The following is a 23377-nucleotide window of genomic DNA, read 5'->3' as shown; positions in this document are numbered from 1 at the left end:
CGGCTCAGACCAAGATGAAAAGGGGGTTAGAACCCTTTCGTAACGCCTTCCAGCAATTCCTTGGGCAATTTCTCGAAATCGCTGGCGGAATGGCGTTCATCCAGTCCCTTTTGCGAATTTACGAGCTTGCCGCGGCGTGCGGCAGGGCGGGCGTCGATTTCACCAACCCAGCGGCCGACATTTTCATATTCGTGCAGGCTCAGAAATTCGGCGGCATTGCCATAGGCTTCACCGCGATAGAGATTACCGAGCCAGGTATAGGACGCGATATCCGCGATCGTGTAGTCGTCACCGGCCAGAAAGCGTGTCTGGGCCAGCTGGCGATCAGCCACATCGAACAACCGCTTTGTTTCCATCGAATAGCGATCGATAGGATATTTGTAGCGTTCCGGGGCATAATTATAGAAATGACCGAAGCCGCCGCCAATCGCCGGGGCCGATCCCATTTGCCACATCAGCCAGCTGATCGTTTCCGCCCGGGCGGGATTTTCTTTCGGCAGTAGATAATCGAATTTCTCGGCCAGATGCATCAGGATCGCACCGCTTTCAAAGACGCGGAACGGGGTGGGGCCGGACCGGTCGAGCAGCGCCGGGATCTTGGAGTTGGGATTGAGATCGACAAAGCCCGATCCGAATTGATCGCCATTGAAGATTTTGATCATCCAGGCGTCATATTCCGCCGCATAACCAGCCTCCAGCAATTCTTCGAACATGATGGTGGTCTTCACGCCATTGGGCGTGCCGAGTGAATAGAGCTGGAAAGGATGTTCGCCGAGCGGCAGTTCCTTGTCTTCACGCGGGCCGGCGGTCGGGCGATTGATGCCGGCGAACTGACCGCCATTTTCAGGATCGAATTCCCAGACTTTGGGCGGTGTGTAGGTGTCGTCAGCCATCAATCATACTCTCTTTTTGCTGTTGGTTGCACAGGAGATGGCGTTAGAGTCCTGCTGCTGCAAGGCATAGTTTTGTGTTGGCGGGCTTGGGAAATGGAAAGGCATTTTCGTGGGGTTTGATCAGTTGCTCCCCTTCTTTGGGGCGATGCTCGCTCTGGCCGCACTGCCCAGCAGCAGCGTGGCTCTGGTGGTCTGGCGATCGAGCCGGTTCGGTACAGGCAATGGCGTTGCGGCGGCCGTGGGGGTGGCGCTGGGCGATGTTCTGTTTGTGGGGCTGGCGTGTGCCGGGATGAGCGTTTTGTCCGTCTGGATGGGCAGTCTGTTCGGCATCCTGCGATATGCGGCCGCAGCCTATCTCATCTGGGTGGGGATTGGCTTGCTGCGCGATGCGGGTAAAGTTCCGGAAGTCGGGCATGTGCCTGCCTCGGGGCGCTGGGCGTTCAGTTTGCTTGCCGGACTGGGTCTGACTTTGGGCGATGTAAAAGCCATTGCATTTTATGCGGCCTTGTTTCCTGCATTTCTGGATGTGGCGGTTCTGCGCGGGCCGGATATGCTGTTGATCGCGGCGCTGACCTTCATGGCAATATTCAGCGTGAAATGTTGCTATGCCTTTGCAGCGCGCGCGATCATTCGACGCTGGCCAGGGCGCTTGTCCGCCGCGCCGGTAAAAATGGTCGCCGGTGCGGGCTGTGTTGCGGCGGGCGGTTATATGATCTGCCGCCCGTAACCGGGGGCGGGGAACCCGCGATCCGCATGGCGCGTTTACCAGACCCATGGCAAGCACGCCCCCCAAACTGATTTATGTCGATGACGATCTGCCCGGTATCACGCGCCGCGGAGCGGGCCGTGGCTGGGCCTATTATGATCCAACGGGCATCCGCATCAAGGAACGTGCCGAGCGCCAACGGCTGAACGCGATTGGCCTTCCGCCAGCCTATCGGGATGCGTGGTTCTGTCCGGCTGATAACGGACATATTCTGGCCACGGGCGTCGATGATAAAGGCCGCAAGCAATATCGCTATCACCCCGAGTTCAGAGCGATGCGAGAGGGCGAGAAATTTGATGCCTGTCTCGCCTTTGGCGAATTGCTGCCGCTGGTCCGAAAAAGGGTGGAAGGTGACCTGAAGGCAGGCAAGCCGACCAGAGAGCGGGCGCTGGCCAGCGTTATCAGGCTGCTGGATCTGGGAGTCGTGCGGATCGGCAATGATGTCTATGCAAAAAGCAACAAGAGCTACGGTGCCACGACCTTGCGGCGGCGCCATGCCGATATCAAAGGGTCGACATTAACGCTGAAATACCGCGCGAAATCGGGCAAGGACCGCTGTGTCAAAGTGACCGATCGCGGTCTTGTGCGCTTCGTCAAGGCGATGCAGGACCTGCCGGGGCAGCGGCTTTTCCAATATATCGATGATGAAGGGGAGGCGCACAATGTCGGCTCCTCCGAAGTGAATGCCTATTTGTGTGAAACCATGGGCGAACATTTCACTGCCAAACATTTTCGCACCTGGCATGCCAGCGTGCTGGCCTTTGACTGTCTGGTCCGTTCGCCTGATCTACTGACGATCAAGGCGATGATGGAGCAGGTAAGCGCCCGACTGGGAAATACGCCGGCAATTGCGCGCAAGAGCTATGTGCATCCGGCGATTATTGCCCAGATCGATGAGCAGGTCGCATGGCGCAGCACCTTGAAACTTCCCCGCAAGACCCGCTGGCTCAGCCGCGAAGAGCGCGGCCTGATCGCCTTGCTGGAAATCAGCCCTGCAGCAAGTGAATTGCTTGCTGCATGACCTTTATCTCGGCGCGAGCGAATGATCCGCCGCCAGAGCTTCATTTCGCCGGTCCATTTGCTGATCGGCATAACCTGACAGGAGACCGTAATGGCCGGATTGCTTAATGGACAATGGGTGGAAAAACTGCCCGACCCCGATCAATCGGAAGCGGGCGAATATAACCGGCCGAGCAGCGCCTATCGTTCTGCCATTTCGTCTGACCCCGACGCAGAATTTGTTGCCGAGCCGGGGCGATATCGCCTGTGGGTGGCCTGGGCCTGCCCGTGGGCGGGCCGCACATTGGCGATGCGCGCGCTCAAACAGCTTGAGGAAATTGTCCCGATTTCCATCGGTCATCGCGGCGAGGAAGGCTGGACCTATGATGAAGGTCCGGACGGGGAAGAGGGGCCCTATCCCCTCCACCGGCTCTATACGCTGGATGATCCGCACTACACCGGGAAAGTGACTGTGCCGGTTCTGTGGGACAGCAGAACGCAGCGCATCGTCAATAATGAGAGTGCCGATATCATCCGCATCCTCAACAGCGCGTTTAACGGCCATACTGGTAATTATCTCGATCTCAATCCGGATGCGCTGCACGAGCAGATCGATCACTGGAATGATATCATCTATCCGGGGCTGAATAATGGCGTCTATCGCGCCGGTTTTGCGACTGCGCAGACGGCCTATGAAGCGGCCGCCAATGGGGTATTCGAAACGCTGGATCTGATGGAAAGCCATCTGGCGCAGAATCGCTATCTCGCCGGGGAATATTGCACGGAAGCCGACTGGCGGGCCTTTGTTTCGCTGGTGCGTTTCGACATTGCCTATCATGGCGCGTTCAAGTGTAATCTGCGCCGCATCGCGGATTATCCGGCACTGAGCAATTATCTGCGTGAGCTGTATCAATGGCCGGGCATCGCCCAGACGATCAGGCAGGACGTGATCAAACCCGATTATTATTCCATCCCACTCGCCAATCCCAATGGGATCATCCCGATCGGGCCGGAGGTCGATTATGCCGCGCTGCATAACCGGGCCGAGCTGGAAGGGCGCGGCATCTGGGATTGTGCGGCGGAGGACAGCGCCGCCTGACCGAGGCGGTGAATAAAGCTGGAAAGGGAAAGATTGCCTCCCGGCGCCAGTCCATTATAACAAGCGTTACAAAAGACGGAGAGGGACCATGGCAGATCAACAACCGGATATCATCGTAATCGGCGGCGGCAGTGCAGGTGCGGCCTGTGCGGGTCGGCTGGCCGATGCGGGTGTCAACGTCCTGTTGGTGGAGGCCGGTAAGTCCGACAAGGATATACGCTCGCGTGTTCCGGCCCTGATGGCCAATATCGTCCAGACGCCTGATTTTGACTGGTGCTACCGCGCGGAACCTGATGCTTCTGTTGGCGGGCGGCCCGATGTCTGGCCCGCCGGTAAACGCCTTGGCGGGGGCAGTGCCATCAACGGCATGATGTTCGTGCGCGGGCATAAATGGGATTATGACCATTGGGCCGAGCTCGGCGCCACGGGTTGGGATTACGCATCCGTGCTGCCCTATTTCCGCCGGATGGAAGACAATGAACGCGGCGAGGATGAATGGCGCGGCACAGGCGGGCCGATTGCAGTTTCCGAAGTCCGCGCACGCTATGAAATCACCGGGGAATGGGTCGCCGCAGTCGAAGAGGCTGGCTATCCGCGATCGCCGGATCTGAATGGCGAGTTGGCCGAGGGTGTCGATTATATTCAGCTGTCGCAGCGCTCCGGAATGCGCTGGTCCGCCGCGCGCGGCTATCTGGAAAAGAAGCGCCCCAATCTGCAGATCATGCTGGAAACGCAGGTGCAACGCATCATCGTTGAGCATGGCCGCGCAACCGGCATCGCCATCGTCAAAGATGGGCAGGAGTGCATTATAACGGCGCGCGCAGGTGTGGTGCTGAGCGCCGGTGCGCTGAATACGCCGCGCCTGCTGATGCTGTCCGGCATTGGTCCGGCAGAGGAAATGAAGGCGCATGGGATTGATCCCGTGATCGATCTTCCCGGCGTTGGGCAGAATTTGCAGGAGCATCCGGGCACGCATCTGGTCAATACCGTCGATGCGCACACATTGAATGATGATTCCCGCGGCCTTGCCGGCCTGAAACAATTGTTGTCACTGGCGGTGAAGCGCTCTGGCGCGCTCACCACCGGCATTGGCCATGCTCAGGCGTTTGTGCGCAGCAGAGAAGATCTTCCCGCACCCAATCTGCAGCTGGCCTTTTCCGCTTTCGCTTTCGACGTCACGGATAAGGGCAATCTGGCGCTGAGCAAGAAAAGCTCTGTCTCCACCTTTATCGCGTTGATGCGCCCTTCTTCGCGCGGCACGGTAACATTGCGTTCCAATGATCCGCATGACGCGCCGAAGATTTCCCACCTGCTGCTGGGCGATGAGGATGACGTGCTGCAATTGGTCGAAGGCATACAGATTGCCCGCAAGATCATGGGACAGGATGCCATTGCTTCCACTGTTCTGTCGGAAGTCAGGCCGGGTGAGAATTTGGCGAGCAACGAGGCGCTGTCGCATTATGTGCGAGCGGCGACCATTCCGATGTATCACCCTGTCGGCACGGCAAAAATGGGCGCGAAGGCAGATCCCATGGCCGTGGTCGACAGCGAGTGCCGCCTTTACGGGGTGGACGGACTGTGGGTTGCCGATGCGTCGATCATGCCCAGCCTGCCAGCGGGTAATACCAATGCCACATCGATCATGATCGGTGACAAAGCCAGCGACCATGTGCTGGCGCAAATCCGGAATGATAAAAAGGTGGCTGCTTGAAGCTGAGATGGGCGACCTTCGGCCTGAAAGGCACCGCCTTGAAACGTCAGCGAATGCAGAGCCGCTTTCGAGCCAGCTCTGCATTTGGTGAACTCAATCGTCTGGTAATTCATCCAGTGCCAGCGACAGCTTGTCCAGCATCCCACGGAATTCCGAAAGTTCGCGCGTGTCGAGAATTCCGAAAATCTGGTCCACCAATTCGCGGCGAAGCGGCTCTGTCTTGTTTACCGCTTCGATCCCCTCGGGTGTCAGCGACACCAGCTTGGCCCGGCGGTCAGAGGGGTCTGGCTGCCGTTCAAGAAAGCCATCCTTTTCCAGCGCATCGATCAATTCGGTGACGGTACGCGGAGCCAGATTATAAATGTCGGCAATCGAGGTGCTGCGCATCGGTCCGCGCTTTTGCAGACAGAGCAGAATCTTTGTACGCGACAACGAAACGCCATTGGCGGCCATGCGCGAATCGAGCTGACGCACAAATTTGAGATAAAGCGCAGCGAATGCAGTTACGGTTGTTTCGATATCGGTCATTGTTGAGGGGCCACAATATATGGTGTTGCCATATGGGGTTGGAAAGACCACATGGCAAGCCGAATTGAGCCTATGAGTCGTTACTGAATTTGGTGAAAGTAGATCCATGGATACGAATCAGGATGAGCAGGACGCTGTGATGGAACAGGACCAGGACATGGCACCTGAGCCGTCAGAGCAGCGCATACCGCCGTTGAAAAGGCGCGGCGTCCGGCTGGTTTTGCTTGGTATCGTGATTGTTCTGGCGATTTTGGCAGTGGTCTGGTTCATCCAGTATCAGACTGTCGGTAAATATATGCAGAGCACGGATGATGCCTATATTCAGGCAGACTCAGTGACGGTTGCCCCCAAAATTTCCGGTTATGTGGACGAAGTTTTCGTCGATGAAAACGAGACCGTGAAAAAGGGCGACCCGCTGGCGCGGATCGACCCGCGCGATTACGAAGCGAGCGCAGAACAGGCCCAGGCCCAGATCGACGTGTCCCGCGCCAATGCCGCTGGCGTTCGTGCGCAGGTTTCCGAGCAGCAGGCCGCAGTCAATAGCGCCAAGGCCTCGCTGGCTGCTGCGCAGGCCGACTTCGACTTCGCCCGTTCAGAAGTTTCTCGGTATGAACCGCTGGTTGCTACCGGCGCAGAGCCGAAACAGATCCTGTCGCAAAAGCGCAACCAGTTGCAGCAATCGCTGGCGCAAGTGGCCTCCGCCCGCGCAGAATTGACTGCCGCACGCCGGCGCGTTGCCACTCTCGAAGCACAAGTCCGTCAGGCACAGGCGCAGGGCGAAGCGGGCGAGGCGCAATTGTCGCAGGCGAATGTCAATCTGGGGTCTACCTTGCTGGAAGCCAGCATTGATGGCCGCATCGGCAACAAGACCGTGCGCGTCGGGCAATTTGTGCAATCAGGCACGCGCATGATGTCGATCGTTCCGGTTAAGCAAATTTATATTAAGGCGAATTTCAAGGAAACGCAGCTTGGCATGATGCGGCCGGGCCAGCCGGTGACAATTGAAGTTGACGCCCTGAAGGGCATCGAATTGCACGGCCATGTGGAAAGCATCGCCCCGGGCACTGGTGCGCAATTCTCTCTGTTGCCGCCTGAAAATGCGACCGGCAATTTCACCAAGATCGTGCAGCGTATTCCCGTGCGCATCGCGGTGGATGCCAGTGAAGATACCAAGGCCCTATTCGTACCGGGCATGTCGGTTGAAGTGACGGTCGATACACGTTCGGCAGAGGGTGAATTGAACGACGTTCAGGCCGATGAAGCCCAGCGGAGCCAGGCCCGCAACTGATGGCGGGCGCAGCGCACAGTTCTTCCGCCCCAATGGCAGGGGGCGAACGCGAACGGGCCAGCGTTGCCGACTGGCTCGCCGTGATGGCTGGCACGCTCGGCGCGATGATGGCCACGCTCGATATTTCGATCGTCAATTCCGCCCTTCCGACAATTCAGGGTAATATCGGGGCCAGCGGCACAGAGGGCACCTGGATCGCTACCAGCTATCTGGTGGCGGAAATCATCATCATCCCGCTCTGCGGTTGGCTGGAACGCTTATTTGGCTTGCGCACATTCCTGCTGGTTGCGTCATTCATGTTTACCGGGTTTTCGATCCTGTGCGGGACGGCGGACAATCTCACCACGATGATTATTGGCCGTGCGGGGCAAGGCTTTACCGGCGGCGCGATGATCCCAACCGCGATGACGATTATCGCCACGCGCCTGCCGCAGCATCAACAGCCCATCGGCACAGCCTTGTTCGGTGTCACCGCCATTCTGGGGCCTGTGATAGGCCCCTTGCTCGGGGGCTGGCTGACGGAGTCCTATAGCTGGCATTACGCGTTTCTAATTAACGTGCCGGTATGCGCTGGATTGGCTGTGCTTCTGTTGGTCGGACTGCCGGGGCGTAAACCGCGATTTGATTTGCTGGGTGAAGCGGACTGGCTGGGTATTATAGGCATGTCGCTGGGGCTTGGTTGCCTCACCGTGGTGCTGGAAGAAGGGCACCGCGAACAATGGTTCGATTCTGCGCTGATCATCCAGCTGACCGCGGCGGCCGTCTTTGGCTTCCTGTTGCTGACGGCCGGTCAGATGTACGCCAAATCGCCCGTTATCCGGCTTAAATTGCTGTTTCAACCGGTCTTTGGCAGCGTCGTGATCATGGCGATGATCCTGGGCATGGTCATTTACGGAACATCTTATGTGATTCCGCAATTCCTGGCGGCCATTGCCGATTACAACGCTTTGCAAGCCGGCAAAGTGGTGATGATATCCGGCATTCCCAGCTTGATGCTGATGCCTTTTACACCCTTTTTAATGCGGCATCTGGATTTGCGCGTGGCCGTGGCGGCTGGCCTGCTGATCCTGTCTCTGAGCTGCCACGTCGATACCGAAATGAATGCCATGTCCACGGGGAGCGCCTTTGTTGAATCCCAGTTGTTGCGCGGTGTGGGGACGATTCTGGCCTTTGTCTTCCTGAACCAGGCGGCGATTTCTGCGGTGCCGCGTGAATATGCAGGGGATGCCTCCGGCCTGTTCAACGCCGCCCGTAATCTGGGCGGATCATTTGCGCTGGCCGGTATCGCCACCATTCAGGACCAGCGCCTGTGGTTCCATTCGCGCAGAATTGAGGAAACATTGTCCGCCAACAGCGTGATGGTGCAGGATTATATGGCCGGCATTGCGCAGACGGTGGGCGGGGCGGAACAGGCCCTGCGGACACTGGCGGGCGTGATCCGTCAGCAGGCCCTAGTCATGGCATATAATGACATTTTCTGGACCATGGCGCTTTTGACATTTTGCGTTACCCCTCTCGTATTGCTGCTCAAGCCCCTGCCAAAGGGTGTTTCTGCAGCGCCGATGCATTGAGACAGTCTATGAGAAAACTCTTCATCCCGGCTGCGTGCCTAGCGCTTGGTGCCTGTACCATGGGCCCCGATTATGCTGGCGCGCCTCGCGTGTTGCCGGCCGCACCAGAAGGTTCCTCCAGCTTTGTGAGAGGCGATGATATCGCGCAGACACAGCCGGGGCTGGCCAATTGGTGGGAAGCATTGGGCGATCCGGTTCTGAACAGGCTGGAACAGGCTGCGCTTGATGGCAGTCCCGATCTCGCTGTTGCCCGCGCCCGTCTCGATCAGGCGCGCGGTGCGCTGCAACTGGATCGCGCCGATGGGCTGCCCTCAGTGGGGGCGCAGGCGGCCTATGCGCATCTGCGCATACCGGGCCTTGGACTGGGTACGGAAGAGGATGCGGGGACGCCGCCTCAGGGAGGAGAGGCTGATGCGGGCGATAATGGGTCCCAATCCGCCAATATTTACAATTTGGGTCTGACCACAAATTGGGAGCTTGATCTGTTCGGTGGACGCGCACGCACGGTCGAGGCGGCGCGTGCCGAACTCGGCGCGGCGGAAGCGAGTGCGGCCGATGCGCGTCTGTCGCTGACAACTGCCGTGGCGCAGGCCTATGTCAATTTGCGTCAGCGTCAGACAGATATTGCGCGGGCCGACCAGACAAATGCCATGAACCTGCAATTGGTCTCCCTGATGGAGCAGCGCTATTCCTCCGGCACGGCCTCGCGCATCGATGTGGAACGGCTGCGCACGCAATATGAAAGCAGCAGCGCGCAGGCCACTTCGCTCAAATCCGACATGGAAGCCGCGGCCAATGCGCTGGCCATACTGACCGGGCAGGTCCCGGGCACGATAGATGGCTGGGTGGATCAGGTTGAAGATGCACCTTTGCCGCCCGCAAAGGTGGCAGTCGGCGATCCTGAAACCCTGTTGAAACGCCGCCCGGATATCCGCGCGGCGGAGCGGAAGCTGGCGGCCAGCAATGCGCGGATCGGCGTGGCTGAGGCGGCCAAATTTCCTAGTCTCAGCTTTCTTGGCCTGCTGGGGCTGGGCGGCACGGAGCCGGGTGATTTGTTCAAGCTGGATGACTTTACTGCCATTGCCGCGCCGCAGCTGAAATGGAGCGTGCTGGATTTCGGCCGTAACAATGCGCGCGTTCTGCAATCCGAAGCGGGCCGCGATCTGGCCGAGGCGCAATATCGCCAGACGGTGCTGAATGCGCTGCGCGAAGTGGAAGATGCGCTCTCCAGCTACACATATGCGCGTAAGGCCGTTGCCGGTCTGGCACGTGCACGGGCCAGTGCTGCCGAAAATGTCGACCTGACGGAACAGCGTTATCGCGGCGGTATCGTCTCCCTGGCAGACGTGATCATGGCGCGCAGGCAATTGATCGCCAGCGAAGAAAGCCTGTCACGTGCCAAGGCCAGTCTGACGTCCGATTTCATCACACTGCAAAAGGCGTTGGGACTGGGCTGGAGTGACGCTGAAGCGGGCAATTCCATCCAGTAAAGTGATCAGGCTGCTTGTTCCCGAACCCAGTCGCGGGCGATGTAGCGCGCGGCAAAGAACAGCAATATTGCCGCCAGCGCGTATAATGACAGGCCGTAAATTGTGGAATAGCGCAGCGCCTCTGTGCCGTAATAGGGTGTGAGCGCATCGGACATCGCGCCCAGCGCATAGACCCCGCCACCAAGGCCCAGCAGATTGACGATCAGCAGGAACAGGGCAGAGGCGGTCGCCCGTTGATTGGTAGGGACCAGATTTTGCACCGCGCTCAGCAAGGGGCCGAACCAGACATATGCCAGCGTCTGCGGCACCAGTAGCAGGAAGAAAGCCAGCCACGCATTATCGGTGCCGATGCCCAGCACGAAGAGCGGCACGGCAATGGTGAAACAGATGGCAGGTACCAGCGCGTAAAATGCGCGGTTTTTCTGACCCAACCAATCCGCCAGCGTGCCACCTCCCAAAATGCCCAAGGTTCCGCCCATCAGGATGAGCAAGCCGAAAAATTGAGAGCTTTCGATCAGGCTCAGCCCGAAACTGCGCTGCAAAAGGCTTGGGAGCCAGAAGGATATGCCATATCCGATCATTGATGCGCAGGCGGCGCCCAAAGCCATCAGCCAGAATGATGGTTTGCTGGACAGGCAATGCCAGGTGGCAGCGAAACCCGGCTGGTTGGCTGGTGCCGTCACACGGTCACGTGGCAGATCACGGACAACCCATTTGAACAAGGGCGCCGTCAATAAACCGGCGGCCCCCACCACCAAAAAGGCGATGCGCCAATCGATCGTGGCCGCGATGTAGCCGCCTGCGAAAATCCCCAGAGCCGACCCTGCGGGAATTCCGAGCGAATAGATCGATAGTGCAACCGCGCGCTGTTCTCTGGGAAAATAATCACCGATCAGCGCGTAGGATGGTGCGACGCCTCCCGCTTCCCCCACACCCACGCCGATACGGGCCAGGAACAGCTGCCAGAAGCCCTGCGTGACGGCGCATAAGGCCGTGAACAGGCTCCACACACCAAGTGAAAGAGTGATGACCCAGCTGCGGCTCTTGCGATCAGCCAGCGCCGCCAGTGGCACACCCAGCGTGCAATAGAGCAGAGCAAAGGCGAGCCCCCCGAGCAAGCCCATCTGGCTATCGCTCAGATCAAGCTCGTTCTGGATCGGTGCGGCTAGAATGGCGATGATCTGCCGGTCCACGAAATTGAAGATATAGACCACCAGCAACATGAGCAGGACCAGCCCTGTCTTGCGCGGCGATGCTGTATCAAGCGAGTTTTCGGATATGGTCATGTCGCAGCGATCAGCCTTTGAAGAAGTGGACCCATACGCAGGAATGCTAAGCCGGGTACGCTTCTATCGGGCCGGGGAAAGCTGCGCTAGACCTTGTCTCCAATAACGACCTTGTGATCCAGTCCCATCCAGTTTGCGAGATTTTTCAGATCCTTGCGCACGGTGTCGCCATCCAGCGTCGCCCGGTTTTCGTCAAAGCGCAAGGTCAGACAATCGTCTTGCAGCGCCAGTGATGTGGATAGCATCGAACTGCGCGACCCGGCGCCCAGACGGCGTGACAGACGAATGGCAAGGCCCCACGACACGGCTTCTTTCAGTCTTTCGGCGGGGCATAATGTAGTTAGGTCTTCGGGGACGTTCGTTTCGCCACATGCAGCGAGCAAGGCGGCGCACATCATTCCGCGCTGCCAATCATTCACACCAAGCCAGCGTTTGTGAAGTGTCCATTCCCGCGCCATTGTGAGCCGCAGATTGGGCTCGGTCTGGGCGAGTGCGAGGGCCAGCATAGTGACCGCGAGGCGCAGCCGCTCTCCGCCTTGCGTGCCATTGGCCACATCTATGCTCCATGCGGCGATCATGGCAGCCCTGGTGGCGGAGCCACCGCGTGGCCGGGCAAACTGGGTGACCCCGGCCTGCAGCGGGTCCTGACTTTTAACGGCAGGTGCCAGATCGCGATAGAGCAACCCTTCGCGCAGGCCCCATCCCGAAAAAACCAGCCGATCGGGCTCCAGCTCATTCAGCATGATGCGCAGCATGGCTGCGGCATTGGGCAGGGCTGCGGCCCGGGTCGAAGAAATCCCGTCGATGTCAGACAGCATATCCGCATCACTGCGTGTCAGCTTCTTGGCCAGTTTGCTGGCGTCATCGACCGACAGCGTGAAGCCGTGCGGGTCGGTCAGTGGGGTATCCAGCTTGTGCATCGCATAAGTGGCAAAGGCCCGCCATGTACCGCCAACCATATAGAGCGGGCCGGGATGAGCCGCAGCCCAGCCAGCCTTCTGGAAGGATTTGTGAACCTTGCGTTTGAATGTATCGGGCCCGTCTTCGCTCAATACTGGCAAGCGCAGTGTACCCAGCGGCAGGCTGCAGCCATCATGCGTTTCGCCATCATCAACCGAAACCAGTTCCAGACTGCCACCACCCAGATCGCAGACCACGCCTTGTGCCTTTGGAAAAGCGCCAATCACGCCGAGGGCGGAAAGTTGTGCTTCTTCCGATCCGGACAGCAAGCGCACATCCAGTCCCACTTCGCGAACCTTATCCAGAAATTCAGGCCCGTTTTCGGCATCGCGCGCAGCCGCAGTGGCAACCGGCAGAACTTCCTCGATCTCAAGGTCGGTCAGAATAGTACGGAAACGGCGTAATGCGGTCAGCGCCATATCGCTGGCCTTGTCGGGGATACGGCCACTGACATCCAGTTCACGCCCCAGCTTGGCCGTGACCTTTTCATTCAGCCACACCATCGGTGCACGGCGAGAGCCGGCATAAGCAACCATCCGGACGGTGTTGGAGCCGATATCGATGACGGCCCGATCGGGCCATTCGCCAGCGTTATGCCTGGTCCGTGTCGAATGCCGTTGGGATTTTGTCATATCGCTCCCTTGCGCAGGGTGAGTTTGGGGACGCCGCCTGGCGCCAGAGCGCCGCCGCGCCCGGAAAGTGAAGGATTGGTCATGAAATAGCGATGGCAGTTGAAGCCGTTTCCATCACTTTCGACTCTTTCATAATGACCATCCTCATCAAGCAACCAGCTTTGTTCTGTATCGAGCAGATTGGCAACCAACACTTGTTCCAGAATCTGATCATGCACGGTCGGATTGCGGATGGGGACCAATGTTTCCACCCGGCGGTCCAGATTACGCGACATGGCATCGGCGGAGGAAATATAGACCCGCGCACGGGCCGAGGGCAGCGTATAGCCATTGGCGAAGGCCCAGATCCGGCTATGTTCAAGAAACCGGCCAATGATCGATTTGACCGTGATATTTTCTGACAATCCTTCGATGCCGGGCCGCAGACTGCAAATACCGCGGATCACCAGGACAATATGAACCCCGGCCTGACTGGCTTCATAGAAGCGGTCGATTATCCCCTTTTCCGTAAGCGAATTCAGCTTGGCCCAGATCATCGCCGGGCGCCCTTTCTGCGCATTCTCGATCTCATGGTCGATTTCTGCATAGAGCTTTTCACGCAGATCGATGGGGGAGATGGAGAGCATTTCGGTCTTATGCGGCTCGACATAGCCGGTGACGAAATTGAACAATTTCGCTGCATCGCGCCCCAGCTTGGGATCGGCGGTGAAGAAGCTCAGATCGGTGTAAACCTTGGTTGTAACCGGGTGGTAATTGCCGGTCCCGAAATGGCAATAGGTGCGATAGCCGTTCTTCTCACGCCGCACGACCATGGATACCTTGGCATGGGTTTTCCAGTCGACGAAACCGTAAATCACCTGAACCCCGGCCCGCTCCAGCTGGCTGGCCCAATGAAGGTTCTGTTCCTCGTCAAACCGAGCCTTGAGCTCCACCACTGCGGTGACGGATTTTCCTGCCTCTGCCGCGGCGATCAGGGCGGCAATCACGGTTGATTGATGACCCGCCCGGTACAGCGCCTGTTTGATCGACACGACATCGGGATCGGCCGCGGCCTGACGCAGGAAGTCCACCACCACTTCGAAACTTTCATATGGGTGATGGATGATGATGTCTTTTTCGCTGATGGCGGCAAAGCAATCGCCATCATGCTCCATCACCCGTTCGGGATAGCGGGGAGAGAAGGGCTCGAACTTCAGATCGGGCCGGTCTTCATCGACGATGCTGGAAAGGCCGCTAACCCCCAACATGCCGTCGCTTTTGGTGACGATGGCGTCTTTCAGGCCCAATTGTTCACGCAGTAGTTTTTCCGCATCGGGATCAAACTGACGGTCCAGCTCCAGCTGGATGACACGCCCGCGGCGGCGGCGCTGAATGGCGCTGCGGAAATAGCGGACGAGATCTTCGGCCTCTTCCTCCACCTCGATATCGCTGTCGCGGATGACGCGGAACACGCCGTCCCCTTCAATCCGGAAACCGGGAAAGAGCAGATGCGCAAAGCGGCAGAGCAGGCTTTCAATCGCTACGTAAGTCGCTTCCTCACCCGGAATACGGATGAAGCGCGGCACCGCTGCAGGGATCAGGATCATTTCGACCAGCTGGCTCTGATCCTCCAGCCGGGTGAGGGTGAAGAGCGCACCCATTCCCAGATTGGAAACAAAGGGGAAGGGATGCGCGGGATCAATTGCCTGCGGCGTTACCACCGGGACGATATGATCGAGGAAATACTGTTTCAGCCAGCGTGATGTTTCACCGTTGATCCGTTCATCATTGGCGATATGCACACCTTCATCCGCCAGCAGCACTTTGAGATCTCTTAGTGTGCTTTGCTGGAGATGTTCCAACTCGCGCACTTTTGCCCGAATTGCCGAAAGCTGCTGGGATGGGGTGCGGCCATCAATCGCGGTCTTTTCGATTCCCCGGCGGACTTGCCCGGCAAGGCCGGCGACGCGGATCATCATGAATTCATCGAGATTGCTGCCCGATATGGACAGGAAGCGCAGCCGCTCAAGCAGCGGGTAATTGGTGTTGCAGGCTTCAGCCAGAACGCGCTCGTTAAAAGAAAGCCAGCTCAGCTCACGATTGAAATAGCGGTCTTGTGGGCCGACGCTGGGCGTGGCCGTCTGTTGCTCAATATTGGTGCCCATTGCATCCATGTTCTTTGTTGTAGTCGCGCCGCTGTGGCTGGAGCAAGTTACGCTTGTTTGACTGGCTTGCTTTTCAAACGGCTCGTGGATTTTCAAAATCAGATCGCCTCGAGCAGATCTTCGCTGCGGGCAATGGCGGTGATGCCGCGCTTCCCCTCGCTTCGTCCCAGCTGCACAATGACGTCGATGACGGAGGACGCGTAGGCAATCGTGTCTTCGCGTGTCAGACCGATCCCGGTCTGCATCACCATCAGTGATAATTGCTCCAGCGCACCGCGCAGGGAATTGGCGTGAATGGTGGAGAAACTGCCGGGATGGCCGGTATTGATCGCGCGCAGAAAGCTGACGCTTTCCGCGCCGCGTAACTCGCCCAGCACGATTCGGTCAGGACGCAGGCGCAAGGCAGCCTGCAGTAGTTCATTCGGTGTCACCTTGGCCTCTCCCAATTCGCCTTTCACTGCGACCAACCCGACGCCATTGGCACCGGGTAGTCTCAGTTCGGGCGTGTCCTCGACCAGCACCACGCGCTCATCACGCGGGATTTCGCCCAACATGGCATTGAGAAAGGTGGTCTTGCCGGTGGACGTGCCGCCGGAGATCAGGACGGTTTTGCGCGCCGCAATCGCGGCCCTCAAAAAGGCGATCGGCTGGGCGCAGGGATCGGGCAAATCCTCCGCTGCAGGGGGCGTCAGCGGGCCGGTGTCATAGGCATCCAGCGGCAGATCCAACCGGCGATGCCGGCGGATGGCCATCGCCCAGTCCCGCCGTGTGGCAGGCGGGCCGCAAAACTGGATACGCGCCCCATCGGGCAGGGTCGCGCCCAGCAGAGGGTGCTCCCGGTTGATGCCCTGATGGCTGACACGGGCGACTTGTTCGGCCAGACGCTGTACCAGACGGCTGTCTATATACGGTGTTTCGATGCGCTGCATGCCCGGCTGTGCCGCGTCTTCGACCCATACTTCGCCGGGTCGGTTCACCAATATTTCGGTGACCGTGTCGCGCTCCAGCCATTCACGAAACGGCGCGAGATAGGCATCGAGATAAACACTGCCGCCCGGCAATTGCGGTGCGGCGTCGTCATCCGGGACCGGCATTCTATGCACAGCAGCGGTCATAATTGCGGTGCGCGCGAAAAGTCGAGATCGCGCGCAGTGAAGACGCGGATCGGTTCACCCTGCCGCACGCGCACAGTCGGGCTGATCTGGCCATTTTGGGATATGGCCGCTGCCGCCGCGCTTTCCCCGCCGCCCAGAATAACCGAGGTGCCGCCGCTGGCCACGGTGGTCAGGCCGCCGATCACCGATAGCAACATGGCCGAGCCAAAGCGTTTGAAGAAATGGTTGTCGACATCACCGTGCAGGCCCGCCCGTCCGTCAAAACCCGTCGCGGGGGAGGCGATCTGTACCGAAACACCGTCCGGCCGGATCAGCCGGGTCCAGATGACATAGGCGCGTTTCTGGCCGTTTTGGAGGCCCGACTGATATTGCCCGATCAGCCGCGAAGAACGCGGCACCAGCACGCGTGTACCATCGAAACTGCGCACATCCTGACTGACCACGGCGCGGACATAGCCAGGTACATCGGTATCGATCGCCGTTTCCAGAATGGCCGGAATCATCGTGCCTTGTGTAACCGTGGTGCCGGGATCGACATCGACGCGCGCCTGCGCCGGGGCGCCGCCCACGCCGCCGATCCGGCTGGCGAAATCATTCGCGCTATTTCCGGTCGGTTCGCCTGCCGGGCCTGCCGGAGCCGCAGGGGCGGGCATATTGCTGGCATCGAAGACCACGGTCGGCGTGGCGTAAGGATTGGCGGCAGCTTGCGGAGCGGCTTGTGGTGCCTGCGCAGTAACCGGTGCCGGTGCGGCCGGTTTGGGGGCGGGGTTTTCCTGCTGTTTTTCCGCTGGCTGCTGCACCGGCTCTGTCACGGCTGGCGCCGGTGTCGGCACGGCAGTGCTGCTGGCCGGATTTTGCGCGCTTTCATCCATCCGCGATGCGTTGAGGCCCCACAGGGTGGCGGCCCCCAGCAAAGCGACAAAGCCGACCCCGGCGGCCAGACCGAGCGCATCGGATGGCCCCTTGCGCTGCGTCACTGTGGGATAGGCGGTCCGGCTGGCCAGATCGATGACTTCCGCAGGCGCATTGTCGCGCGGATCCTGATCATTATGGGCGGTTTGCCCCTTTCCCTCGGGCAATCGTGTGGCGAGGCGCATCACTGGTTCTCCGCGGCGCGGGCAAGCGCCGATTGCTGGTTGGTGGCGGAATGGGGCTGCCGCACAGGGCCTGTATTTTTCAGCATTGCGACATCTTCACCCGATCGCAGCAGGATTTCACGTGGTACGCCGTCAATCACGATGACATCGCCGCGTACGGCAAAATTCACCGGACCTTCCGTGCCTTCATAATCACGCACGAGGATGGCCGGCAGGGCCTTGCCCGGAGCCCAGGTGAGGAAGGTCGCCTCGCCATCATCATAGGCGCGCGAGGGCAGGAGATTGGCGTCCCCGGATGTTTCCCAGGCGAAATTCAACTGAGCCGGATCAACCACCGCATAGGGGTCCGATGCGGCGGCCATTTCCACATCATTGGGTTGCTGCACGGGCTGAATCGCCATTTCAGGGGCGGAATTCACCTCTTCGGGATAGCTGAAAGACAGGACGTAAAGCGGCGTTTGCTTCGCGCCTGCGACCAGATCGAAAAAGTAAGTGTGCTTGTCCGTTACGACGGTCATATTGGTGCCCGCGCGCTGCTCCAATGGTTTCACGAATAACAGGTTGGCGCGCTTGTTCGGCGTGACCTGCCATGCCGATGAATCTCCGATCGCGACATTTTCGATATGTTCGTTTTCGTCAAATTTGATCGTCGCCTGCACATTAATCCGGCCATCGATCCGGACGACTTCATCCGGATTGAAGAGATGATCCACCAGCCGCGGATCGGATGCCTGCGCCGGAACTGCGAGCATGGCTGCGCCGAGCAATGCGATTTTTGCGTAACCGCGTATCATTTACCTGTCTCCGTAGAGCGTGTGGCGCGGAACCGGCTGCCGATGCCGCGAGCGCGCGAAACTGTGGAAGATGTAGAGCTGGCACTGCCGCCAGCTATTGCGGCGGGGACAGTGACAATGCGCGTTTCGCGCTGCCCCGCGCGGCCAGAGCCGCTGTCATTGGCTGCGCTGGGCAGGGTTGCAGCAACGCGGATGTCGCGGGCCGCAGCGCTGCTGGCGGGTTGCCGCATGGCCATGCTGGCAGCCGGCACGGGCGTGCTATTTCTGCCAGCTTGCCGGGCAGAGCTGCCAGCGGCCCCTTGCGCCGGGGCGAGGCCGAAAACGCTCCAGCCCGAAACCATTGTGCCGGCAACTTTCATGACCAGCACCATCAGCGCGGCATGGACGCAGCCGATCAGGAAGAAGCCCATGGCAGGCTGCGGATTGATCTGCCCCGGCGTTTCCGACAGCGCGGACAGCACCGGCACAGCCAGTTCCAGCATCAGTGATCCGGAAAGGACCGCGAATAAGGGTGTCAGGGCAAGCAGAACGACGGCTTTGAGCCAACCGACAAAGAGGCCGCGCGTCCCTTGAAACAAAGCGAGCACCACGAACACCGGGCCCAGTGCCAGCAAGACGGCGAGCGCGATCCGGGCCGTGACCAGCACGCCAACCGTGCCCAGCAGCAGCAAGGTGCCGCCCATCCAGAGCAATCCCTGCGGGGAAAAGGCCGAGGCTGGCCCTTCCATATTCTGACCGCCGCTGGCCTCCACTAGGGCGCCGAAAACGATATCGATCTTGCGCGCAAAAGTGTCAGTGGCCGATCCGGCAGTGCCCATCAGGATGCCAGCGATCTGGTCCGGTGCGCCGGTGGCGAGATTCCACACGACGCTTTGATAGGCGACCCAGCTGGTGGCGAAGGTCAGCACGAAACCCAGCGTCATCATACGCGGGGTGAGTGCGGAAACACCGATCCGGCTGCGGCCTGTGATCAGCGAGAAAGCAAAGAAGGCGACATAGAGCGTCAGCAGAATGGTCAACGCCGGCATCAGCGCGCCGCCTGATCCGAAGAGCCTGCCAAAGGCGGCTTCGGTCATTGCATTGGCGGCGCAATCGACACCGCGCAGCGAGGCGGCAATCCCGCTGCCAACCTGATCCATGGCCATCTGGCAGCTGGCGGAATTCACTCCGCAGCCTCCGAAATCTGAAACGCGTCCTCATCGCTGGTCACTTCACCCGGCCATGGGCAACCGGTGAGAGCCGGGAACCATTTTTCGGGGGCATCGCCCAGCGTGGCGCGCAGAGTATCGAGCCGCCGGACCGAACTTTCACGGCCAGACAGGATAGTTAGCACTTCGGGCGCGCCGGACAGATCCAGCCGGGCCACCACGCTGGCATCCGGCTGACGGATCAGGAAACAGCGGCTATGTGCGGGCAGTGACCGGATCAGCGCCAGCTCATGTTCGGTGAGCCCGAAACCGTCGCAATAATCCTCTGCCCTAGCGCGGGCGTTGGGCATGAACACCATGGTGGCCGTCTGTTCCACCAGCGCGGTCGAAATTTTGCTTTCCAGCGCATCACGGGCGCTCTGGGTGGCGAAACCCACCAGCGCATTGCGTTTACGCAGCGTTTTCAGCCAATCCCGGATACGTGCGGCGAACACGTCATCATCCAGCGCCTTCCAACCTTCATCGATGAGGATCATGGTCGGTTCTCCGTCCAGCCGCTCATCAATCCGGTGGAAGAGATACATCATGGTGGGCGTGCGCAGGCGCGGGTTTTCCAGCAGCGCGGTCATGTCAAAGCCGAGCGCGCGTGATGACAGATTGAGCTGATCGGCGGCATTATCGAAAAGCCAGCCATGCTCCCCATCATCGATCCAGGCCGACAGGCGATCTGCCAGATCGCCGGGCTGCGGGCGGCGCGCACCGGAGAGCAATTCACGAAAATGCCGTAGCCGGCGAAGCGAGGAATCATTGGCATAGGCGGCATCCACCGCCTGGCTGATCGTGGCCAGTTCCTCTGGACCTTCGGCTTTCAGAAGTACGCCCAGCCAGTCCCGCAAAAAGGCGCGATTGGTGGGACTGTCGGGCAGGGCCAGTGGATTGAAGCCCGATGGCTCGCCTGAATGGATCCGGTCATATCGCCCGCCAATGCCGCGAATGAACAATTCTGCCCCGCGATCCTTGTCGAACAGGATGGTGCGGGGACGAAACTTCTGAGCCTGTGCGGCGAAGAAATTCATCACCACGGTCTTGCCGGAACCGGAGGGGCCTATAACGCTGAAATTGCCCAGATCACCATTGTGGAAATTGAAGAAGAACGGCGTCGCGCTGGTGGTTTGCAGCAGGGTGACGGCATCGCCCCAATGGTTCCCCTCGGCCTGCCCCAGAGCAAAGCCATGCAGGGAGCCGAAGCTGGCCATATTGGCGCTGGAGATCAGTGCACGGCGGACCAGATAGGTTTCATTTCCGGGCAACTGGCCCCAGAAACTGGGTTCCAGATTGGTATCTTCACGCACGGTGATGGCGCCTGCATCGGCCAGGGCCGCCGCGCAGGCCGCGCTGGCATCATCCAGCCGCGACAGGCTGCGTTCACGCACCTGCACGGTGAGGTGATGATCACCAAAGATCACCGATCCATTGCCGAGTTCGTCGCGTGCGGCCATCATATCCGCACGTTCTGACTGAGCTTCTTCATCGGCGGAGCGCAGACGGCGCAGCGACAGATCAATCTTCTCGCGCGCGGTTTGCCGTTCCTGCGGGGCGAAGCTTTCGCTCACCGTCATTTCGAATGGCAGCCGCAGCAGCGCATCGAGCAGACCGGGGGAAGTCGCCTCGGGATAATCCTTCAGGCTGAGCATGGTGGCAAAATCGCTGCCCTGCGCGCCGCGCAATTCCATCGCATCCAGCCCGAAACTGGCCCGGCGATAGGGCAGCATCTGCCCGATATCGGTATCGTCAGCCGGTTTGCGCACCGGGCGCATCTCGCCATTATAAAGGGCGCTCAGCAATTCCAGCAGTTCGTTATTAACCTGCCCATTATTGCCACTATAATCGCCCAGCAATCGGGCACCGTAATCACCGAGTGATGCAGTGAAGGCCTGCGCGGCCGCACGCAGCGCGCGCAGAGCCTTGGGGTCGGCTTCGATGTCATCCTTCCCGCGGCGCTGCAGCATGGCGGAAAATTTCTCTGCCAGACCGGCCTTGCCGCGTGCGGGGCGGCGGATGAGGGTGACGAACTGGTCATTGATGAACAGCGAACCGTCGGCCAGCTTTTCACGCCAGCGCTGATCGATATGGGCGGATAGCGGATCATCGAACTGGGCTTCCAGATCCACTTCCACGCGGCGGCGGATGACGTGATGATAGAGGACGAAGCGCGCATCCAGATTGGAGCGCAGCATGACTTCGCGTGTGGCCGTATGGGCGTTGAGGGCGTCGGTATCCTCGGTCTCGAACAGCAGGCCGGGGACTTGCAATGCCATCATCAGCGAACCGTCACGCAGCAACATCGTCTGATCATCCACCAGACGGGCATAAGGAAGACGGTCGCCCGCGCGCGCTTCCTTGGCGTTCCACGCCGCGGCTCCGAGCCATTTAGCAGTCATTGCGAACCCCCTCGCACCGCATCATGCGGCATAGCTGTTGCAGCCCCAGCGTTTCCAGTTTCGGACCCGCGGACATTTGCTGACCCGTGTCATCCACAGATCGAAAATTCTCGGTTCGCGCAGACACGCGAAATAGCCGATGCCATGAATGATCAGCGCTGCGAGCAGCGCCAGAAAACTGCCTGAAATCAGGAACAGTTCGGTGGTCACGGCGGCATTGATGATGAAGAAATTATAGGTCACGCCCGCAAACATTTGGGGGCGTGTCAGCGCACGATGCACCGGATGTCGGACGAGCTGGTTCATCGTGCTTCCTCCTCAACCCACTGCGGCGGCGGATTGAATGCCGGAGACGATCGAGGCTGCGCCGAACAGAACGAAACAGCCGATGATAACGGTCGCGCCGAAGCGCCAGTTCATCCGGCCGGTCAGCATCATGAAGCCAACGGCAGCCACGGCCATCACGGCGACGGCGGTGGCGACATTGCCGAGCAAGGTGCCCTGCAACCAACCAAGTGCGGCCACGATCGGGCCTGACCCCTGCGGGTCAGTGGCCTGCTGCGCATGAGCAGTGACAGGCAAAGCCATGATGGCCAGCATGGCGAGACGGAACAGCATACGCATCAATCGGAACTCCGGGAATGGTTGGAAAGCCGGCCCATGATCGATGCGACATAGGCCTGCGTTTCGGCTATTTTAGGGATGCCGCCGGCGCGGATGACGCGTCCGGGGCCGGCATTATAGGCGGCGAGCGCTTTTTCGAGATCGCCGTCGAAACGGTTGAGCTGTTCGCGCAGATAGCGCGCCCCGCCTTCAAGATTGGCGGCCGGATCATCGGGGTCTACGCCCAGATAACGCGCGGTTGCGGGCATAAGCTGGGCCAGTCCGCGCGCGCCGACTGGCGACCGGGCATTTTCGCGCCAGCGACTTTCCTGCCACACCAGCGCCTCGATCAGGGCCGGACTGAGATCATAACGGGCCGATAATTCGGTAACTTTGGCAGCATAAAGTGCCGGAATGTCGCGCTGATGTGCGACCAAATTGGCCATCGCCTCGCGGGGGAGGCCCAGCGCGTTCATCTCGCCATCAACAGGGCTGTTTTGCGCTCTGGCCTGCGGGCCATTGATCCAACGTGCGCCTTCACCCCCGATTTCCAGCACATCCGCATAAGCAGGCACAGCCACAAATGCGGCCAACGCGCTAAATACGGCAAATCGCTGTAGAAAAAGAATCATCGGGGCCCTCCGCGAACCCTGATGAAGACAAGAGATGACAAGCTAGTGACAGAAGTTTGAGCTGTGACTGAATCCCGCAGTCGAGCCGTCTTCAATGCCTGCGCTCTGGCATTAAAAATGCCGGACAGCCATGTTTGATGACTATCCGGCAGGGAGTTACATCATTCAAAACGCGCAGAT

At 59.6% G+C, this 23377-nt stretch carries 20 protein-coding genes; 7 read left to right on the top strand and 13 right to left on the bottom strand.

Translation table 11 applies throughout. The features are described from left to right. Positions 1–26 precede the first annotated feature (26 nt). Positions 27–893 carry a glutathione-dependent disulfide-bond oxidoreductase gene (yghU, locus tag GRI91_RS13735; RefSeq protein ID WP_160737263.1) on the bottom strand — a complete coding sequence of 289 codons (867 nt, stop codon included), beginning with the start codon at positions 891–893 and terminating at the stop codon, positions 27–29. A 109-nt stretch (positions 894–1002) separates the two neighbouring features. Here yghU and GRI91_RS13730 point away from each other — a divergent pair, with 109 nt between their 5' ends. The 4 genes from GRI91_RS13730 (at position 1003) to GRI91_RS13715 (ending at position 5468) form a co-directional block, all read left to right on the top strand. Further along, positions 1003–1620, top strand: a complete 618-nt coding sequence (locus GRI91_RS13730; RefSeq protein ID WP_160737262.1) for a LysE family transporter — start codon at positions 1003–1005, stop codon at positions 1618–1620. A 46-nt stretch (positions 1621–1666) separates the two neighbouring features. Beyond that, entirely contained in the window at positions 1667–2680 is a 1014-nt protein-coding gene (locus GRI91_RS13725; RefSeq protein ID WP_160737261.1) for a DNA topoisomerase IB, read from the top strand. A 90-nt stretch (positions 2681–2770) separates the two neighbouring features. Beyond that, entirely contained in the window at positions 2771–3757 is a 987-nt protein-coding gene (locus GRI91_RS13720) for a glutathione S-transferase family protein (protein WP_160737260.1), read from the top strand. A gap of 88 nt (positions 3758–3845) precedes the next feature. Further along, positions 3846–5468 (top strand): GMC family oxidoreductase, encoded by a 1623-nt coding sequence (locus tag GRI91_RS13715; protein ID WP_160737259.1) that lies wholly within the window; start codon positions 3846–3848, stop codon positions 5466–5468. A gap of 93 nt (positions 5469–5561) precedes the next feature. Here the strand turns inward: GRI91_RS13715 and GRI91_RS13710 are convergent, their stop codons facing one another. Then, the gene (locus GRI91_RS13710; protein ID WP_160737258.1) at positions 5562–5996 is read right to left on the bottom strand and encodes a MarR family winged helix-turn-helix transcriptional regulator; all 435 of its coding nucleotides are present in this window, start codon (positions 5994–5996) and stop codon (positions 5562–5564) included. Positions 5997–6102: 106 nt separating this feature from the next. Between GRI91_RS13710 and GRI91_RS13705 the strand changes: the two genes are divergently transcribed. From GRI91_RS13705 to GRI91_RS13695, 3 genes are read left to right on the top strand one after another with little or no spacing between them, the layout of a single operon-like run. After that, positions 6103–7284, top strand: coding sequence for an HlyD family secretion protein (locus GRI91_RS13705; protein WP_419866841.1), 1182 nt, complete (start codon positions 6103–6105; stop codon positions 7282–7284). Beyond that, positions 7284–8855: a DHA2 family efflux MFS transporter permease subunit gene (locus GRI91_RS13700; RefSeq protein ID WP_160737257.1), complete on the top strand. Its 1572-nt coding sequence runs from the start codon at positions 7284–7286 to the stop codon at positions 8853–8855. Before GRI91_RS13705 ends, GRI91_RS13700 begins: the two co-directional genes overlap by 1 nt. Positions 8856–8863: 8 nt before the next feature. Continuing rightward, positions 8864–10345, top strand: coding sequence for an efflux transporter outer membrane subunit (locus GRI91_RS13695; RefSeq protein ID WP_160737256.1), 1482 nt, complete (start codon positions 8864–8866; stop codon positions 10343–10345). Between the two features lie 5 nt (positions 10346–10350). Here GRI91_RS13695 and GRI91_RS13690 read toward each other — a convergent pair whose 3' ends face one another. The 11 genes from GRI91_RS13690 to GRI91_RS13640 form a co-directional block, all read right to left on the bottom strand. Continuing rightward, positions 10351–11631, bottom strand: coding sequence for a spinster family MFS transporter (locus GRI91_RS13690; protein ID WP_160737255.1), 1281 nt, complete (start codon positions 11629–11631; stop codon positions 10351–10353). Positions 11632–11717: 86 nt separating this feature from the next. Beyond that, positions 11718–13223 carry a Ppx/GppA family phosphatase gene (locus GRI91_RS13685; protein ID WP_160737254.1) on the bottom strand — a complete coding sequence of 502 codons (1506 nt, stop codon included), beginning with the start codon at positions 13221–13223 and terminating at the stop codon, positions 11718–11720. Continuing rightward, positions 13220–15367: an RNA degradosome polyphosphate kinase gene (locus GRI91_RS13680; protein ID WP_160737253.1), complete on the bottom strand. Its 2148-nt coding sequence runs from the start codon at positions 15365–15367 to the stop codon at positions 13220–13222. Before GRI91_RS13680 ends, GRI91_RS13685 begins: the two co-directional genes overlap by 4 nt. 98 nt (positions 15368–15465) lie before the next feature. Continuing rightward, a complete protein-coding gene (gene virB11, locus GRI91_RS13675) occupies positions 15466–16482 on the bottom strand; it encodes a P-type DNA transfer ATPase VirB11 (protein WP_160737252.1) in 1017 nt (338 codons plus the stop codon). Then, a complete protein-coding gene (locus GRI91_RS13670; protein WP_160737251.1) occupies positions 16479–17579 on the bottom strand; it encodes a TrbI/VirB10 family protein in 1101 nt (366 codons plus the stop codon). The genes virB11 and GRI91_RS13670 overlap by 4 nt, the downstream gene beginning before the upstream one ends. Further along, a complete protein-coding gene (locus GRI91_RS13665; protein ID WP_160737250.1) occupies positions 17579–18373 on the bottom strand; it encodes a TrbG/VirB9 family P-type conjugative transfer protein in 795 nt (264 codons plus the stop codon). The genes GRI91_RS13670 and GRI91_RS13665 overlap by 1 nt, the downstream gene beginning before the upstream one ends. Continuing rightward, a complete protein-coding gene (locus GRI91_RS13660; RefSeq protein WP_337190377.1) occupies positions 18370–19539 on the bottom strand; it encodes a TrbL/VirB6 family protein in 1170 nt (389 codons plus the stop codon). The genes GRI91_RS13665 and GRI91_RS13660 overlap by 4 nt, the downstream gene beginning before the upstream one ends. Beyond that, on the bottom strand, positions 19536–21962 hold the full coding sequence (locus GRI91_RS13655; protein ID WP_160737249.1) for a VirB4 family type IV secretion/conjugal transfer ATPase: 2427 nt from the start codon (positions 21960–21962) through the stop codon (positions 19536–19538). Before GRI91_RS13655 ends, GRI91_RS13660 begins: the two co-directional genes overlap by 4 nt. Positions 21963–21983: 21 nt before the next feature. Continuing rightward, positions 21984–22268, bottom strand: a complete 285-nt coding sequence (locus GRI91_RS13650; RefSeq protein WP_160737248.1) for a VirB3 family type IV secretion system protein — start codon at positions 22266–22268, stop codon at positions 21984–21986. Between the two features lie 12 nt (positions 22269–22280). After that, positions 22281–22586, bottom strand: coding sequence for a TrbC/VirB2 family protein (locus tag GRI91_RS13645; protein WP_160737247.1), 306 nt, complete (start codon positions 22584–22586; stop codon positions 22281–22283). Then, positions 22586–23197 (bottom strand): lytic transglycosylase domain-containing protein, encoded by a 612-nt coding sequence (locus tag GRI91_RS13640; protein ID WP_160737246.1) that lies wholly within the window; start codon positions 23195–23197, stop codon positions 22586–22588. Before GRI91_RS13640 ends, GRI91_RS13645 begins: the two co-directional genes overlap by 1 nt. Between the last annotated feature and the right edge of the window lie 180 nt (positions 23198–23377).

It is taken from the genome of Altericroceibacterium endophyticum, from assembly GCF_009827595.1.
Taxonomy (GTDB): Bacteria; Pseudomonadota; Alphaproteobacteria; order Sphingomonadales; family Sphingomonadaceae; genus Altericroceibacterium; species Altericroceibacterium endophyticum.
This window is presented reverse-complemented; position numbering and strand designations above follow the sequence as displayed.

Bases quoted from the DNA above. Each gene is read 5' to 3' on its own strand.
- yghU (WP_160737263.1), bottom strand. From the start codon at position 893: ATGGCTGACGACACCTACACACCGCCCAAAGTCTGGGAATTCGATCCT.
- GRI91_RS13725 (WP_160737261.1), top strand. From the start codon at position 1,667: ATGGCAAGCACGCCCCCCAAACTGATTTATGTCGATGACGATCTGCCC.
- GRI91_RS13720 (WP_160737260.1), top strand. From the start codon at position 2,771: ATGGCCGGATTGCTTAATGGACAATGGGTGGAAAAACTGCCCGACCCC.
- GRI91_RS13715 (WP_160737259.1), top strand. From the start codon at position 3,846: ATGGCAGATCAACAACCGGATATCATCGTAATCGGCGGCGGCAGTGCA.
- GRI91_RS13710 (WP_160737258.1), bottom strand. From the start codon at position 5,996: ATGACCGATATCGAAACAACCGTAACTGCATTCGCTGCGCTTTATCTC.
- GRI91_RS13705 (WP_419866841.1), top strand. From the start codon at position 6,103: ATGGATACGAATCAGGATGAGCAGGACGCTGTGATGGAACAGGACCAG.
- GRI91_RS13700 (WP_160737257.1), top strand. From the start codon at position 7,284: ATGGCGGGCGCAGCGCACAGTTCTTCCGCCCCAATGGCAGGGGGCGAA.
- GRI91_RS13695 (WP_160737256.1), top strand. From the start codon at position 8,864: ATGAGAAAACTCTTCATCCCGGCTGCGTGCCTAGCGCTTGGTGCCTGT.
- GRI91_RS13690 (WP_160737255.1), bottom strand. From the start codon at position 11,631: ATGACCATATCCGAAAACTCGCTTGATACAGCATCGCCGCGCAAGACA.
- GRI91_RS13685 (WP_160737254.1), bottom strand. From the start codon at position 13,223: ATGACAAAATCCCAACGGCATTCGACACGGACCAGGCATAACGCTGGC.
- GRI91_RS13680 (WP_160737253.1), bottom strand. From the start codon at position 15,367: ATGGGCACCAATATTGAGCAACAGACGGCCACGCCCAGCGTCGGCCCA.
- virB11 (WP_160737252.1), bottom strand. From the start codon at position 16,482: ATGACCGCTGCTGTGCATAGAATGCCGGTCCCGGATGACGACGCCGCA.
- GRI91_RS13670 (WP_160737251.1), bottom strand. From the start codon at position 17,579: ATGCGCCTCGCCACACGATTGCCCGAGGGAAAGGGGCAAACCGCCCAT.
- GRI91_RS13665 (WP_160737250.1), bottom strand. From the start codon at position 18,373: ATGATACGCGGTTACGCAAAAATCGCATTGCTCGGCGCAGCCATGCTC.
- GRI91_RS13655 (WP_160737249.1), bottom strand. From the start codon at position 21,962: ATGACTGCTAAATGGCTCGGAGCCGCGGCGTGGAACGCCAAGGAAGCG.
- GRI91_RS13650 (WP_160737248.1), bottom strand. From the start codon at position 22,268: ATGAACCAGCTCGTCCGACATCCGGTGCATCGTGCGCTGACACGCCCC.
- GRI91_RS13645 (WP_160737247.1), bottom strand. From the start codon at position 22,586: ATGCGTATGCTGTTCCGTCTCGCCATGCTGGCCATCATGGCTTTGCCT.
- GRI91_RS13640 (WP_160737246.1), bottom strand. From the start codon at position 23,197: ATGATTCTTTTTCTACAGCGATTTGCCGTATTTAGCGCGTTGGCCGCA.